This is a genomic window from Nocardia sp. NPDC003693, assembly GCF_053981095.1.
The window spans coordinates 174295-190249 of sequence record NZ_JBSFNO010000002.1 but is presented as its reverse complement, the minus strand read 5'-3'; the positions used below and the strand labels follow the sequence as shown (position 1 = coordinate 190249).

16 protein-coding genes are annotated in these 15955 nt (G+C 68.0%); 8 read left to right on the top strand and 8 right to left on the bottom strand.

Annotated elements, in window-relative coordinates; genetic code table 11:
* Positions 1 to 39 precede the first annotated feature (39 nt).
* The 8 genes from ACWDOP_RS04710 to ACWDOP_RS04675 all read left to right on the top strand — a co-directional run bounded on the left by ACWDOP_RS04710 (position 40) and on the right by ACWDOP_RS04675 (position 8873).
* Positions 40 to 321, top strand: coding sequence for a hypothetical protein (locus ACWDOP_RS04710; protein WP_456343944.1), 282 nt, complete (start codon positions 40 to 42; stop codon positions 319 to 321).
* 75 nt (positions 322 to 396) lie between these two features.
* Entirely contained in the window at positions 397 to 1911 is a 1515-nt protein-coding gene (locus ACWDOP_RS04705) for a hypothetical protein (protein ID WP_456344053.1), read from the top strand.
* A gap of 55 nt (positions 1912 to 1966) precedes the next feature.
* Positions 1967 to 3682 (top strand): hypothetical protein, encoded by a 1716-nt coding sequence (locus ACWDOP_RS04700; RefSeq protein ID WP_456343943.1) that lies wholly within the window; start codon positions 1967 to 1969, stop codon positions 3680 to 3682.
* 4 nt (positions 3683 to 3686) lie between these two features.
* The gene (locus tag ACWDOP_RS04695) at positions 3687 to 4469 is read left to right on the top strand and encodes an ESX secretion-associated protein EspG (protein WP_456343942.1); all 783 of its coding nucleotides are present in this window, start codon (positions 3687 to 3689) and stop codon (positions 4467 to 4469) included.
* Between the two features lie 22 nt (positions 4470 to 4491).
* On the top strand, positions 4492 to 4833 hold the full coding sequence (locus ACWDOP_RS04690) for a hypothetical protein (RefSeq protein WP_456343941.1): 342 nt from the start codon (positions 4492 to 4494) through the stop codon (positions 4831 to 4833).
* A gap of 165 nt (positions 4834 to 4998) precedes the next feature.
* Positions 4999 to 5316, top strand: a complete 318-nt coding sequence (locus tag ACWDOP_RS04685) for a type VII secretion target (RefSeq protein WP_456343940.1) — start codon at positions 4999 to 5001, stop codon at positions 5314 to 5316.
* On the top strand, positions 5313 to 6575 hold the full coding sequence (locus ACWDOP_RS04680; protein WP_456343939.1) for a hypothetical protein: 1263 nt from the start codon (positions 5313 to 5315) through the stop codon (positions 6573 to 6575). The genes ACWDOP_RS04685 and ACWDOP_RS04680 overlap by 4 nt, the downstream gene beginning before the upstream one ends.
* Positions 6576 to 6875: 300 nt before the next feature.
* On the top strand, positions 6876 to 8873 hold the full coding sequence (locus tag ACWDOP_RS04675) for a protein kinase domain-containing protein (protein WP_456343938.1): 1998 nt from the start codon (positions 6876 to 6878) through the stop codon (positions 8871 to 8873).
* A 32-nt stretch (positions 8874 to 8905) separates the two neighbouring features.
* Here ACWDOP_RS04675 and ACWDOP_RS04670 read toward each other — a convergent pair whose 3' ends face one another.
* From ACWDOP_RS04670 to ACWDOP_RS04635, 8 genes are all read right to left on the bottom strand, one after another.
* Entirely contained in the window at positions 8906 to 9793 is an 888-nt protein-coding gene (locus ACWDOP_RS04670) for a nucleoside hydrolase (protein ID WP_456343937.1), read from the bottom strand.
* Between the two features lie 146 nt (positions 9794 to 9939).
* Positions 9940 to 10653 (bottom strand): hypothetical protein, encoded by a 714-nt coding sequence (locus ACWDOP_RS04665; protein WP_456343936.1) that lies wholly within the window; start codon positions 10651 to 10653, stop codon positions 9940 to 9942.
* Positions 10654 to 10680: 27 nt separating this feature from the next.
* Positions 10681 to 11157, bottom strand: coding sequence for a hypothetical protein (locus ACWDOP_RS04660; RefSeq protein ID WP_456343935.1), 477 nt, complete (start codon positions 11155 to 11157; stop codon positions 10681 to 10683).
* Positions 11158 to 11303: 146 nt separating this feature from the next.
* On the bottom strand, positions 11304 to 11651 hold the full coding sequence (locus ACWDOP_RS04655) for a toxin-antitoxin system YwqK family antitoxin (protein WP_456343934.1): 348 nt from the start codon (positions 11649 to 11651) through the stop codon (positions 11304 to 11306).
* 45 nt (positions 11652 to 11696) lie between these two features.
* Positions 11697 to 12041: a hypothetical protein gene (locus tag ACWDOP_RS04650; protein WP_456343933.1), complete on the bottom strand. Its 345-nt coding sequence runs from the start codon at positions 12039 to 12041 to the stop codon at positions 11697 to 11699.
* 120 nt (positions 12042 to 12161) lie between these two features.
* Positions 12162 to 13625 carry a zeta toxin family protein gene (locus ACWDOP_RS04645; protein WP_456343932.1) on the bottom strand — a complete coding sequence of 488 codons (1464 nt, stop codon included), beginning with the start codon at positions 13623 to 13625 and terminating at the stop codon, positions 12162 to 12164.
* Positions 13626 to 13639: 14 nt separating this feature from the next.
* Positions 13640 to 14680 carry a hypothetical protein gene (locus ACWDOP_RS04640; RefSeq protein WP_456343931.1) on the bottom strand — a complete coding sequence of 347 codons (1041 nt, stop codon included), beginning with the start codon at positions 14678 to 14680 and terminating at the stop codon, positions 13640 to 13642.
* Between the two features lie 186 nt (positions 14681 to 14866).
* Positions 14867 to 15925: an SMI1/KNR4 family protein gene (locus ACWDOP_RS04635; RefSeq protein WP_456343930.1), complete on the bottom strand. Its 1059-nt coding sequence runs from the start codon at positions 15923 to 15925 to the stop codon at positions 14867 to 14869.
* Positions 15926 to 15955 lie beyond the last annotated feature (30 nt).

The window sequence follows — 15955 nt, the reverse complement described above, 5'->3', positions numbered from 1 at the left end:
GTGATGCTGACAGTTGATTCGACAGCAAAGGAGACGAACGTGCGCAGTGGCCGCCCCAGCGAGGAGCAGTTGCGGCGGAACTTCGACGCCGTTCTCGCGGACGTGTCGTCCGGGCGCGGAGTGCGCACCGAGACCGGCCTCGACGAGCAGACCGAGAACGCGCTCTGGGCCATCGCCAAGGCCGCGCCGAATGTCGCGCCCGAACTCGTCGCCGCCGCCCGCACGGCGTTCGCCGGCCAGTTGGACGGCAGCAACGCCGTCGCCCGCCGCGCGGAGTTCGATCGCAAATTGGCCGAGCGCGCGGCCCGCAACAAGCGCTGACCGCCGCGCGTTCCAGCAACTCGGGATGCCAAGCAGTCTCGACGTGACCGCCGCCCAGGAGACGACTACGTGACGATGTCCTACGAATCCGCCGAAGCCCACGCGATGCGCCAGCAGTCCACCGAACCTGCACCGGAGTTCACCGAGTTTCGCGATTCGGCGAACCCCGCCGAACCCGCGGGTGCGAACCTCGCCGACCGCGGTGCCGCAACGGATCCCGGTAGATCCTCGGATCCGGATCAGGGCTTCTCCGCTCCCGTATCGGACTCGTCCGCCGAGCAGCACCTACCGTCCGCGCACATGCCGCCGGAGTCCGAAATCCCCTCGGCGCCCGAATCACCGCTCTCTCCAGTCGAATCCGATCCGCCAGCACCTCCTCGAGTGGACGCCGCACTCGAATCTCCGAACTCGGATCCCGAAATCGTCGGCGCCACCACCGATCCCACCCCCGACATCGGCTTCAGCCTCACTCCACCGGAACCCGAGCCGGAGCCCGACCTCACCGAACGCGCCCGCAGACTCGCGCACCGCATCGCGCAGGAACTCATCGCCGAGGCCCCGACCGGCTGGGACACCCTCACCGCCGCCTTCGCGGTCACCGTGGCCGGCCAGGTGTCCAAGGTCGTCTTCGCCGACACCCAGCAGCGCCAGGCGCAGATTCTGCCCTCGCCCCAGGCCCTGGCGATGGTCGAGTCGCATCGCGGACTGGCAGCCCAGCTCGGTGATCCCTGGTGGCGCCTGGAACTGGTACTCACCGCGGCCGGCGAGCTCACCGTCGACCACGACTACGGCGACGAGCCGTTCCCGGACGACCAACTGTTCGCGCCCCAGGCCTATCTGGCCGATCTCGAGGTCTACCCCCGCGCCGAGCTGCCGACCTGGCTGGCCGCCTACCTGCGTCACGGCAACCGCCAGTCGCGCCCGCCACGCGACGCCGCCGAGATGGCACGCGTGGACGCCACGACCGGCGCGCGCCCGATTCGCTCGCGGGACGACTTCCCCGACTTCCCCCTGCTGTGGGCCCGCTGGGCGGTCATCGCGGCCGCGTTCGTCGCGGTCGGCTCCGAGCGCGGCCCCCGCGTGCTGCCCTCCTTCGCCTGGTTCGAGGGCTCCCGCCGCTCCGGGGCGTCGCTCTATCAACTCCCGGGCGGCCGGGCCGTGCTCTCCGGCGGTGTATGGGACGCACCGCAATTGCGTGCCGCCTACAACGGCCACTCCGCGCTCCCGCGTTTGTACGACGGCGCCCCGGAGTGGGTTGCCAACCCGGTTCTGAACACTCGTGCCGGCGCCGGCCTGCTCTCGTTCTGCTATTGGTGGGAGAAGGACGGCTGGTATCGCGGAGAATCGCCCGCGGCAAGGGAACTCGCCGCGGCGGTACCGGGTATCTGGACCACCGACAGCACGGCGAGCGTGGTCAGCGGCCTTATCGTGGACGACCCGACCCTCGAACAGCGTTCCGCCGCAGCGGCTTTGGTCGCAGCAGCGGAACAGGGCCGCGTCACACGCGAGCTGCTCATCGAGACATTCGGCGCCGCAGCGGATCTGGATTCAGCGAATTACCAGCTCTTACTCGCGGGCGTAGTGGAGTAGAGGTCTCGCCGCCGGGGACCTATCTTAAGGCGTTGGTGAGTGAGGAGCTGAAGACGTGGGCGAGTGGGACGATCTTTCCAAGCGGGCGCACCAGGGTGGCCTGAAACTGGACGACGACGCGGCCAGAACGGCGGCGAACGCGGCAGCGGACTGCGTCTACTCGCTCGAACGCATGCGGGGCCTGGTTTCCGCGCTGGTGGCTTCGCACAAGGGATTCAGCGACAACGATCATCTCGTCTCCGCGACCAAGCTCGCCGGTCGCTTCGACACCCAGGGCGGACGCCTGACGGACGTCTTGAGCAGGTACATCGCATTGGTCAATGCGATGGGCGACACCCTGGTAACCGCCGGCCAACTGTACGACGCCCAGAAGGAAGAGTCCGTCGCCCATTTTCGGGCCCTGCAAACCGAAGCGGCGAAACGCGACGACGCCCCGCCGATCGTTCTCAACGGCAAGACCGAGATTCCCCAGTGGCAGGAGTCCAACGCGAATCTTGTGGTCGACAACAGCAAGAACGGTTTCGACCCGGTCAAGAAGATCGCCAAGGGCGACAACGTTCACTACACGGACGCGATCGGCGTGGAAGACGTCGGAAGTAGGAGCGTCACGTGGTTCGTGAACGTACGCAACGGCATCAACGCCCAGACCGTGGCCGACCGCGCGAGTGACTGGAAGTGGATGGCCAAGTCCATCGATCAGGATTTTCAGAAGCTGAACACGCAGCTGCAGGCGCTCGAGAAGAACAATATGTGGAAGGGCCAGGGCATCGACGGCGCCATCCGCGCCGGAGACCGCTTCGAGAAGCAGGCCGCGGATCTCACGGCCGACCTACGGCTCATGGGCAACAACCTCATGTATATCTCGGGCTGGCTGCAGAACACGAAGAACGCCATGCCGGAGAAGTACTACCCCGACGATGTCAACACCAACAGAGAGCGGAACCAGATCAACGCCGCCATCGCGGGATTCACCAACTGGTACTTCCCGGGGATGGCCAAGGCGAGTACCGCGATACCCAAACTCGCCTTCCCGGACTCTGATTCGCCCGGCCTGACCGGCCCGACCACGACCACCACCGGCCCGGGCCCCAAGACGCAGAACGCCCTCAGCAGTTCCACGACCACGTGGCCGGACAGCAAGAACCCGGACACCAAGAATCCCGACGGCAACAACCCGAATTCGAACCAGCCTCCCGGCTACCAGGATCCGAATCAGCAGAACCCGAATCAGCAGAACCCCAACCAGAACGGCGATCCCACCAACAACGGTGGCCAGAGCGGCTCGGGCGATCAGAGCGGCTCCTCCAGCCAGGATGGGTTGTCGCAGTTGACGAGTGCGCTGGAGCAGGGCACCAAGGGCCTGGAGTCGCTCACCGGCCAGGAGACCACCCAGGATCCCGCCACGCTCGCGGGTCTGCCCGGCCTCAACACGCTGCTGAACGACCTCAAGGGTGGCGGCGGCGGTGGAGGCGGCGGCGGTGGCGGCGGACCCGCCACCAGCCCGGCGCGAGATCCCGCGCAGACCAAGCTCTTCCCACGCGCCGCCGTGGCAGCCCCGACCGCGGAAACGACGTCGAGCTCGGTGCGAGCCGGAATCGCCGCCGGCGCCATGCCGATGGGCGGCATGCCGATGGGCGGCATGGGCGGCGCCCAGGGCGCGGGCGGCCAGGGCAAGGACCACAAGCGGCCCGACTACCTGGACAACACCGAGCACCTCGAAAACGCCATCGGCGCACCGCCGATCGTGGCCAAGCCGGTGGTCGAGGGCTGATTCGATGGATCGAACCTGGACCTTCACCGACCTCGAGTTCGTGGCCTGGTGGGCGGACCTCGGCGAGGAGTTCCTGCCCGCTCCGCTCATGTTCACCAGTCGCACCGAGTGGTGGGACGACCACCTGGAGAACCTGGCGCGGGCCCGAGAGTCACTGCGCCACCGCGAATCCGAACTCGAAGACCTCCCCGAACTGGCGTACGCGCTGCGCAACCCGGACCTGCTGGTGCAGGTCCACGGCTGGGATCCGCGCGATATCGAGTCCGGTGCGGGCAGTGTGCGCGCACTGGGCGTGCGATTCGGCGAACTGGGATACCTGCTCACCCAGCTGCCCGGCGAAACCTACCGGCACAGTGGTGGATTCACCGCCTCCGAGTTCCCGGCTGCACGGCTGGCCGGCGAACTGATCGCGACGCTGCCGGACATCGCGGCGGCCCGCGGTCGTGACATCGTGCTCGCCGAGCCCGAGCACGTCGAACAGTTCGACTACGCCTTCGGCATGTCTCCGGCGCACGAAACCCTGGAGGGCACGGTGATCGACCGGGCAGCTGAGTTCCTCGCGGCCCCCGCCACCGGCCGCGGCACCATGGATGTGGTGCAGGGACATTCGCGCTTCGGCCCGCGCGGCATCACCCGGCATCAGCTCGAATGGCGCGATGTCGTCGACGACGGCCGCTACGTCGTGACCGGCTATCCGTCCGTCGCCGCACCGGCCGACAGGCGGCGGATGATCACGACCCTGGAAACCCTTATCGCCGAAGTCGACCTGGCCATGGCCGATGAATGATCGCAGCACGGGAGGCCCTTCGATGACGTCCTTCGACATGTTCCCGACGCACTTCAGCATGTCCTCGCGGACCGGCGCGGTCGTGGTGACGACCACCGAACAGGGCCTGCCGGTCGGCCTCGAGGTCGACCGCGACCAATTGCGCGGCGACCCCGATCAATTGGCCGGTGAGATCCTGCGCCTGTGTGCCCAGTCCGCGGCCCGCGCGGGGATCGAACGTCGCGCGCAATTGCAGGCGGCCGGTCTCGCTCCGGAGATGCTGGCGCTGTCCGGCCTGCCCACCGTCGAGGAGGTGACCAGACAGGAATACGCCGAGGAGCAGGAGTACGACACCGAGCCCGACAGCTGGCTGCGACCGATTTGACGAAATCAAAACAGCTGTACCGCAATGCCATACGAGTGCAGGTAGACGCTGTATCGGCACCGAATGTTCACCTGCGACCCCAGGAATTGGGGCATTGCTCGCTATGCCGGGCGAATCCCCGCTCTGTATAGTTCATATCGAATTGATCTTCCTGATGGGGGACCTATGACCAACCTCGTTGCCACGCCCGACGCGATTCGCGGTTACGGGGACGCCTCGGCCGCCATGGCCTCGGCTGTCGCCGGTGCGGCCACCGTTGACCAGGCCGCCCTGATCGCCTCGGTGATCCCCGTGTTCGGCCTGATCGGCCAGGAATTCCTGCTGAGTTTCGTGGGCGCACAGGGCAATCACTACGCCGCGACCGCCGAACTCGCCGCCGTCTTCGCCGGCACCGCGGTGACCGCGCACGAGGCCGCGGCCTCCTACGAGTCGGTCGAGGATCACTCCAGCGTCGACTTCCTCTCGCTGTCGCACGACCTATGACCACGCCGGCGGCCTCGGGTTCGGTGGAGTCCGGTGCGCCCGGCGCGATGGCCGGGGCGCAGGCGGACGTGCTGTCCGGCACCGCGCTCGGCGCGGGCCTGGATCGCCCGATCAACGACATCCTCACCGGGATGGGCCTGCCGAATCTGCCGCAATTGCCCGCTGCCCCCATAGCTTTCGAGCTGCCACCGCTGCCCACGCTCGACCTGTCGGTGCTCACCCGCCCGCTCACGGATCTGGCGGCGTCCTTCGGCACCGGCCAGCTCGGACAGGGCTTGAACGTCGATCCCACGGCGGTGCTCGACGGCATCTCCAGCGCGCTGGAGACGGCCATGTCGCTCGCCTCCTCGGTCGCGCAGCTCGCGAGCTCCTGGCAGGGCTCGGGCGCCACCGGCGCGACCGACAAAGCCGCTGCCGCGCAGGTGAATACCACCCAGCTGCAGGGTCAGAACGTGCAGCAGAAGGCGATCCTGGTGAACGCCTCGACGACGGTGGCGACCGGTGCGGCCAGCATCTCGGCCATCATCGCGAAGTTTCTCGCCGCGGTCACCGCCTCTGCTCCCTTCCTGGTGACTCCGCCCGGACAGGTGTTCCTGCTGTCCATGGCGACCGAGACCGCCGCCGAAGCGACCGCTGTGGTAGCCAAGACCAAGGCCGAATTGACCGTGCAGAGCGCGCAGATGACGACCGCGGGGGAGAAGGTGAAGGTCACCGAGGCCCCCGGCGGCGTGGATGCGCTGTCGCAGGTCACCCAGTTGCTCAGCCTCATCTCGCCGCTGGCGAGCGTGGCGACCACGGGTGCGGAAACCGTGCAGAAGCTGCAGGACATCGCGCAGCCGGTCGAGACGACCGAGGAGATCGCGCCGGTCGCCGACCCGATCGACAGTGCGGCGGGTCTCGGCGGAGGCGGTGGCGCGATGCCCGTGGGCGGTCTCGTCGGTGCGTCCGCACCGGTGGCCCAGCAGTCCATGACCCCGCGCACCGCCGCGGCGGCCCCCGTCGCACCCGGCGTCGCCGCCGATGCCCCCGCCGCCGCGCGGGTTGCCGCCACGGGCGGTACGGGCATGATGCCGCCGATGGGAATGATGGGCGCGGGGATGGGCGGCCGGGCCGGTCTCGACGAATCCGAGGGCGACGACGTCCGCACGCAGATGGTCACCAGCGAGCACGGCGACGACGTCGTGGGCGAGCTGGGCAACACCGGTGTCCCGGTGGTCGGCGCGGCGGGGACGACGAGCACGCGCGCTGTTCAATCCTGACCGCGCGTGTACTCGGCCGGTGCGCTCGGGCCGGAGCATGCCGCGATGTCTACGGGGCCAGGCTCACGGTGGGGAAAAACGCTGACTCGTTCTCGGTTCTTGCCGAGCCGATGACTACAGGTTGCGGTGCACGGCCAGGGCCGAATCGAATTCCTCTGTGGCTGACTGGCTTATGAACACGGTCGGTTCGGCCGTTGCCCGTCGGCATCGAGGTGTCGCACCGCGTCGGCCGGGCAGGAACGATCGACCGGACCTGGGTATGCTCCTGACCTGGTAGGGATTGTTGGGAGGGGAGCCCAAATGGTTAAGCTCGGGGTGGGTCAGTCGTTCGCGGAATTCACGCTGGACGGTGTGCTGGGCCGCGGGGGTATGGGAACGGTTTTTCTGGCGAGACATCCGCGTATGCCGGGGCAGGTGGCGCTGAAACTACTGGCCAGCGAGGTTTCCTCGGATCCCAAGCTGCGTTCGAGATTCGAGCAGGAGGCCAATGCCATTGCCCGGCTGAGTCATCCGGGAATTGTCGGCCTGCACGATCGCGGCGTCCACGAGGGACAGCTGTGGATAGCGATGCAGTACGTCCGCGGCACCGACGCCGCACAGCTGATGCCGCAGGAGGTTTCCCCGCAGCGGGCCGTGCGGATCATCACCGAGACGGCCGCCGCACTGGACTTCGCGCACAGTCGCGGTGTGCTGCATCGGGATGTGAAGCCCGCGAACATCCTGCTCTCGGCGGCGGGGCCCGATAACGCGGAACACGCCGTCCTGACCGATTTCGGCATCGCCCGCCTGATCGACTCGAACCTGCAGCTGACCGCGACCGGAACCTTCGCCGCCACAATGGCGTTCGCGTCCCCGGAGCAACTGACAGGAGCGCCGGTCGACCACCGCGCGGACCAATACGCCCTGGGTTGCACGCTCTTCAATCTGCTGACCGGCCGCCCACCCTTCGTCTCCGAGAATCCGGGCGAGATAGCCGCCGGCCACCTGAACCGGGATCTGCCCCGGCTCAGCGTCTTTCGCCGCGATCTACCCCCGCAACTCGATCGTGTTCTTGCCCGAGCGACCGCCAAGCGCCGTGAGGATCGTTATCCGACTTGCACTCAGTTCGCGGCCGCGGCAGCCGAGGCACTGTCAGGTGGGCTCCCCGCACCGGCCCGGGATGGCCTTTCGGGCCCGGGCGGGGAAGCTTCTCCGGGTCGCACGGCCGAACGAGTGGAAGCCGCACATCCCCAGCGAGTTGCTGCCGCGGGCGAGTCCTTCGCCGGTCGCAACCCCGCAGCGGCCGGTGGCGCTTCCGTCGCACCCAGGGACGCTGTACCGACTGTTTCTCAAGGGCCGCGCACACCGACCTCGGATCGTCCCGCCGCACCCCCCGCATCGCAGTCCGCCTCGATCCTCGGCCGGGTGACCGGCGGCCTCCTGATCGCGGGCGCCCTGTTCGGCCTGGGTGCGTCGCTCCTGCCGATTGTCAGCGTCTGGCTCAACCCCCTCGGCCTCCAGCGCTGGTACGCCTGGCAGGTCGAGACCGAGAGCATGGCCGGCCGCACCGGTTCGACAGCCCACCTGCTGGGCGTCGCCTTCGCGGTTTCGATAGTCCTGGCGACCACAGCTGGAATCCTGCTGCTCCGCAACGCGTCCCGGGCACGGTCGATCGGCGCCCTGGCCGCCGGTCTGAGCTTCGGGGTGAACCTGGCCGCGATCCTGGACCTGGTCGAGTTCCAGTCCCCGGCCTACACCGACTTCGTCCTCGGTACGGGCGGCTGGTTCCTGGTCGGCGCGGCCACGACTTCCTTGGCCGCCCTTGCCTCTTCTTTGGCCGCTGCGGCAATGTCCACCCCGCACGGCGTGCCAGCGCCGAGACCGGCGCGCGGCGACCGCCTGACCGGCGTATTGCTCGCGGCCGCAGCACTGTTGGCGCTGGTCACGCCTTTCCTCGGCCGAGCGAATCGCGGCGACGCCGGCTACTTCGCCTATTTCGGCGTAGACCCCGACGCGACCTTCCAAAGCCCCGACATAGCCCTCCTCCTGACCGCCCTCCCCGCCGCAGCCCTGGCGGCCCTGCTCCTGCTCACCCCCGCCGCCGGTCACGCCCGCCGCCACTGCACCCTGCTGTCGACCGGCACGTTGCTCGGCGTGACGGCGACCGCCGTCCTGGAAGCATCATCCGAACTGGTCGGCAGCTGGCAGTTCACCGAGGTGTTCGTGCTCGGTGAGTGGCTGCTGACCGCCGCGACGGTGCTCGCGCTAGCGGCGGTGTCCGCGGGTCCGTTGGCACGGGCGAGAGCCCACGAGCGCTAGCCCTGCCAGGGCGGCAAGCTCATCGAATGCTGCTACGACAGTTCAGAAGTACGCGTCGGCTGCAACGGCTGCCGCGTCTCGGACCCGGCGGAGATCGCCTCCGTCAATCGCTTCCGTAGCCACGAACGGAAGCGCGCATAGTCGGCCCTGTGCACCAGGAGAACAGTGTGCTCGCCCGGAATCATGCGGCCGATGTCGTCCAGGTCGACGCCTGTTCGTCTGAAACGCAGGAACGGCAACAGCATTGCCTGTGCCAGCGCCAGCGCATCGTGCTGCATGGTCCCCGGGTGGCAGTTCGCGAACCACTGGTCCATGTGCGCACGAATCAGCGCCCACGGACCGACTTCGCCCGCGAGCAGCGCGTACTCCGGTGACTCGGTGGTGATTTCGTTCTCGGAATGGAACGTGACGTCCGATGGCACGATCCACATCCGCGGCTCGGCCGCCAAGACCGCACGCGCGGCAGGTATGTCGAGCCGGATATTGTGCTCGGCCCTATCGCCGTCCCGGTACCGGAGGCCGCCACCCATCTGGGTAATCACCAGGCGCGGTACGGCTTCCGGAATCTCGGCGAGGACCGTGGCCAGATTCGACATCGGCCCGATCCCGAGCCACCGCACTTTGCCCTCGATGCCGTCGAGGACCCGCCGCACCGCGCCGACCACGTCGGATTCCTGCTCCGGAACCGACTCCGGAACGAGACCCTTTGCCGACCAATATGTCTCGTTCCCGAGGTCGATTCCGGCTACCACCGGAACCTCCGGCCGCCCGAGCAGGTCCAGTAGATGCCGTGCCAGCCGTGCCCGTCGCCCATCACGCTCATCGCTGGTCACCACCAGCGCGAGTTCCGACAGCCCCGCCGCGACGGCCAGCGCCACCGCGTCGTCGGGGTCGCTGCCGATGTCGGTGTCGATGATCAACGGCATAGTCGAGGGCGGCGGCAGCAGATCGGGGTTGGCGGCCAAACGCGCTGCGGTCCCGGTCAATCCGAGTACCCGCGCCTGTTCGACGAGCGCGTCCCGCAACTCGTTGGTCGAGAGTTCGGCGGGGTCCTCGGACACCGCCATCAGGCGTCCTCGAGCCGCTTCGGAATGTATTCCGGGATGTACTGGCGAAAGAATTCCACCACGTCGTCCGGGATAGGCAGCAGCGCGGACAGCGAGTACCCGAGCACGAAACCGAAGGCGTTCTTGCCGCTGCTCAGGTACCGATATTCGGGCTCGGCCGTATCGCTCATCGCCCGGTAGAGGTCGGTGACCCGGAGGAATTCGAGCAGTTCGGGCAGTCGCCATTTGGCGATGCGCGCGGGCGGCACGGCAGGCAGCACGGCTTTCCCGCCGCCGTTGTCGCCACGTACCCGGCCGCCCCGGCTCAAGGCCTCCGCGTCCCGCGCGTCGAGAATGTGGAACGGCCCCGCGTACTCGATGAAAACCCATCGATCGAATCGGGGGTTCTCGAAGATCTCCCCGCTGGGCAATTCGGCGATCCGCTCGGTGAATCCCAGCCCGATGCGATCGAACTCCCGCACCTGCCCGTCGGGACCCTGGACGCTCACCACCGTGTCATCGGTGGTCAGCCACTCCGCGAAGGCCCGTCGAACCTCGGTCCTGCGTTCGAAAGTTCGCACGCATTCCAGGTGGTAATACGCCCCGCTGAGAAATGCCCGCTCGTCATCCCAGGTGGCGAGCACCCGGTGATACGGCTGTACCGATGCCGCCCACCCCTCGACCTCCAGCACGTACCGGCCACAGAAGTGGCAGTGCTCATCCTCGTGGAACAACTCTCGGTCCTCTCGTCACCGGCACGGTCAGCGGCCGGTGTCGCCGGGTTCCCTGGTGAGAGGGAAGGGGTTCATGTTCTCGTCGAAGCCGGGAACGTCGCGCATCTTGTCGCGGATGCTGTCCGAGGCGAATTCGTCGCCGTCGTCCGGCTGGTCCCACGCCAGCTTGTCGAGCTCCGCGCGTTCTTCGGGTGTCAGTGCCGCGTTCTCGGCCTCGGATTCGGCTCGGATGCGGGCGAACACCTCGGGGTCCCAGCCCGGCGGCGCCTGGCGCAAATTCTTCGACAGCTCTTCACGTTCGGTGAGACGGCGATCGATCTCGGCTCGCCGGCGCGCGGCATTGCTGCCGTCCAGCTGGCCGGCGAAGGCGCGCCGGGCATTGTCCACCAGGTCTTCGGTGATGTCCGGGTGCGCGCGGAAGATCGCGCGGAGGGCATTTTTGGTGTCTTCGTCGAGCCCTGACGCACTCGGAACGCCGCGTCCGGTGAGCACCCCGGCCAGCACCTCTTCGAAGCTCTCCTCGAGCTCTTCCCTGTCGGGATAGCCGTGCCGCATGTTCGCTCACCCTCCTTGTTCGAACAGGCTTCAGCATTTCACATAGCGGTCGAAACCCGGATGGCGTGCTGGTCACGCGGTACCCTGCAAGCCGCTCAGCGGGGAATCGGATTTCCCTCGTCGTCCCACGTGGTGACCGAGACCAGGCGGCCCCGCTCGTTGAACTGTTTCTCGCGAGCGAGCTGACCATTGTGATGCCATTCGCGGAAGGTGCCGACCGCGCGGCCGTGCCGGACTTCGCCTTCGGACTTGAGCGGACCGTCGGCCCACCATTCCCGATCGGCTCCGTGCTGCACGCCGTCCACGTAGAACACCTGTGACAGCAGTTGATCGCCGATCGTTTCCACGACCTCGCCGGTGAACGGCTCGCCCCGGTATTCCAGGCGCAGGTCATCGCCGACGCTGATCTGGTCGTGGTCCGCGGTTCGGTCGATTCGGCTCATCATGTCCTTCGTGACGGGTCGGTGTGGGAATACCGCCGGCGGGTCTCAGCCACCGGTGATGATCCGTACCGCCGAGTCCTGCTCGGCTTCGTCGACCGTACCCACTTCGAAATTCCGGTTCACGATGTGGGACACCAGCCCGGGTTCCGGTGGCAGACCGTGTTTACGCAGGTAGTGCGGTACGGACCCGGCCCAGATCCAGACACCGTCGGTCCGGAAGTTCAGCGGCACGTCGCGGTCCCCGGGCGCGAATTCGTCCGTGTCGAAGCTCCGCGCGGCCAGCACCACGGGCGCCGACTCCAGGTAGGCGAGCACGGACTCGAGCAGACGCGGGGGCACGCTTTCCCGATCGGCTACCGGCCGCCCGTTCGCGTCCCTGCCCTCGTACACTCGCGCCAGCCGTGGCGCCGGTCCCGAACCCCCGACCATGAATCAGCCCTTTCGCTCCCCGGTTCAACTTCTCTCGATCGTAAACGACCCTGTCGCGGCGTCCGCGCTGTCGTTTCCGCGCTACCCTCCGGCCGTAAGTCCGGTGCCCAGTACCTGCCAATTCCCGTGGCGGCAATGGAATCTCAGGGATGCGTGCAGGGTGGACAGGGCGGCCGGCGCCGCCATCGTCTGCAGCTCGACCCGATATCCCCACTCGCGCAGGGCCATCGCGAATTCGGTGGCCTGTTTCTCGGTCGTCAGTTCGAGCAGGATGTCCGCACGGGCGGAGCCGGCGTGTTCGACCGCCAATGCCGTCCACCCCATCGCGTCCCACATCACGATATCCCCGGCGCGCGGATCGTCGGCGACGGTGAGATCCCAGGCCCGGGGGTGGTAGGTGAACAACAACTCCGGATCGATGACGGCCGCGTCCGGTCGTTCCTCACGCAACGTCTGGATCGCGGTCGTCTTGCCCGAACCCGGGGGACCGATGACGATGACCGCGGTCGGATCGGTTGCGGCGGTGAGGTTTCCATACAGCTCCGGAACGATCTTGGTCAGGAAGACCCACTGGTGGTCGCCCCGGGCAAGCTGGAATCGTTCGGGATCGGTGCGCGGTCGAACGGCCGGGGTGGCCCCGAGTGCGGTGAGTTGTTCGCCGTACACGCGAATCGCTTCGGTGATCGCCTGGGGATCGGCGGGGTTCAGCCGGGTGATGGCACCCAGATAGTCGCCGCGGGGACCGACCGGGGCGGCGGGCGTCACGAGGTCGCGGGGGCCGCCATGTTCGGCGAGCCATTCCGATGCCGTATACGCGGCCATCAGGCTGCCGAGAATGTCCACGGCCGCTTCGTAATACAGGCCGGGGTCGAAGGCGTCCGCCCCGGGCGCAGCCACCGGTGCCGTCAACGGCTGCCGCGCGCGCCCGGCGATGAGCCCTTCGACGGCATCGGTGTACCGCGCGATCGCGGCGAGCGTGGCCGCGGCGCCGTCCCAGGTCTTGTTGCGCTGCAGTACATGCTGTTGCAGGCGCAGGGCGTCGGCCTGTATCGCGGGCAGGTCGCTCAGCACCGAGGCCAACGGTTCGACCCATCGTTCGACGGGAATAGGCTGCCCGTACTCCTCGGCGATCAGCGGCGGGCGCAGCTCGGACGGGACTTGTTGCCGGTCAGCGAGATACAGGCCGATGCCGCTGTCGGCGGGCGCGATGACCGGTACGCCCTGCATGACAGCTTCCAGACCCAGCAAGCCGAATCGGCCGGTCTGTCCCGGCATGATCAGGAGGTCGGTGGCGCGCAGGTCGGCGATGAGCGCCGACCGGTCGTCGGTGGCCGGGAGGACCGTGACCTCACGCCGGGCCAGCGTGGACAGACTCTGGCGAACCGACTCCCGCACCGCCGGATCCACACCGCGAACGGTCAGCTCGATATCGAATCCGCGCTCGTCGAGGGCGCGCGCCAGGCGCGCGGCAGCGCTCGCGCCGCCCCGGGAATCCTCCGCCTGGGCGAAGACGAGGATTTTCGTGGGCAGAACGGGTGATGACACGGCAACTCCTGGTATCAGCGCGAGCCGAGGACGGTCTGGGAACGCAGGGACTCGGCGAGTTCGTCGGCGATCGCCGCGAGCGGAATCCCGTCCCGCCCCGGCCCGAATGCCGCGCCCGGGCGCAGGCGTGCGGAGAACTCGTCGAGCAGCGCCGCACAGGCCAGCGCCCGCGGTTCGCCGAATTCGAGGTTGAAATCCCCGTCCCGGCGCTCGGTGACCGCGCGGTCTTTGGCAAGGCTGTCGCGTGTGTGCTCGGCTTCCCCGAGCAGCGTGGTGGGCGGTTCCTTCAGGATCGCCGCCGGTTCCAAGGCCCAGAGCAGATGGTAGGAAGCGTCGCCGGGGATACGGCCGGGGATCTTGCGCAGCTGGGGGATCGGACCACGGATGGCCGCGTGCAGCGCCACCAGAGCGTCACGGCGGGCGCTCGGATCACCGGCGGTGTCGCCGAAAGCAGCCAGTACATCCCCGGCCGCGGTCCGCAGCCGCTGTTCCTCGGCAACGGGATCGACCGTGGTGGGCAGCGGCATGGGAGTCCTTTCCGCCCACTCGCTTTCGAGGTATCCGGACTGCATGTCGTTGAGCCATTCGGCGATGTCCAGCGCGACGATGGCCAGGTCCGCGCCGTCTTCGCCCGCTCCGAACGCTTCGCCGGCGCCCAGCCTGCTCGCGAGCTCCCGCAGCAGGTTCCCGATGACCAGTCCCCGCATGGACGTGATGACGACCCGGTCGTCGACAGTCTCCCGCTCCGCCTCCAGCAACGCCCTGACATCGAGCGCCCGCTGCCGCAACGTGATCGGCCGACCGTGCCTGCCCCGGTAGTCGATCGCACTCAAACTGTGCCGCGCGGGGTCGAGCACAGGCTGCGTGTCCGTGCCGACCGGGTCCAGCCCGTCCAGCGCCCGGCCGAGGTCGGCCAGGACGCGCTTCACCGAGGCGTCGCCCGGCCCGGCGTCGTCCGCCCCGGCCAGCACGCCGAGGGCCCGGATCCCCGCGTCACGCAGCCGTGACCCCGGCGTCTCCCGGTCGTTCACGGTCGAGCCTGCGCTGCTGTCCACCCGGTGCTCCTCGAAGTTCATGGGAATGTGCTGAACCGTTCCCCGATCAGCTCTCCCCGTTGCTCAGCTTAGGTAAGGGTGTGGGTGACGGTCGGTTCGAGTCGGACTCGAGCGTGATCATCACCTTCGGGAGGCCCAGGTCGCGTCGGATCGTGCGGCCTCGATGCAATTCGCCGTCACCGGCGCTCACTCCGGTTCGATGTCGGCGGCCCATTTCGGCGAGGGCCGATCGGACGGCCAGGCCCTCAGCATCAATCGGCGGTTCGCGACGTTCGGTTTGCTGGTGTCGAGCCAGCCGGTCACGCTTCCCCACGCTTTACGCACCTGGGGCGTCGGCTCCGAGCTGTCGATTCGCCACACCGCCGGATCGTCGAGGGCAGTATCCGAGCCCGCTATGACGATGTGCTCGGCATCGTCGTCGGTGGCGAGCACCAAGAGCCCCTCGGGATCGGCGATGTCGTGTTCCGTGGTTGAAAGTAGTTCCAGCACGGCGGCTTTGGTGGTCGCGTCCGGGCCGTGTACCCCGAACGAGAAACCGCTGAGCCAGAGACCGGGCCGTGCCCCGATCAGTCGGAGGGTTTCCCCTATCGCGCTACCTACCTCGGGCACACCCTGCGCGGCGAGGTAGTCGGCGATCTCCTCCACGGTCGCGCCGCGCACCGAATCGCGGCGCAACCCATCCTCGAACACCTGCTCGACGATCCTCCGGACCCTGTCGGCCGGGTTCGTGGCGGGCGGGGTCGCGGCGTGCGCGGAGAGTACGAAATCGGCCCATTCGGGACGGGACTGCCCTTCCTGCTCACGCCATTCCAATTGCCGCCGTAGGCTTTCCGCGCGCGGAGCGAGGTCCTTGAACCACTCCGAGGTTGTAGCCCAGCGCTGCGTACCCTCGTCTTCGACGAATTCCCACACGGGTGGATCGTCCCGGTCGAGGTCCGCGCCATCGATGATGTGAAACCGGTACCCCTGATGGGTTGTGAGCACGAGCATCCCGAGTGGATCACGGATTCCGCCGGTCGAGTGGTCCGCGATTCGAGCGGCGAGCCGCGCACGCTCCGCGTCCCCCGCGCCGCCGTGCAGGTCCACCGCCGCGCCGTCGAACCAGAAGCCCGGCCCGTTTCCGACCAGCCGGAGAATCTCCCGGACTGCCGACGGCACCCGGGTTACGCCCTGTCGGGCGGCGAAGCGATCGATCTCGGCGTCCGTCGCGCCGCGCACGGAATCCGGGCTGATGCCCGCGGCCATGGCCCTATCGAAAATCGCTCGGATCAGAGC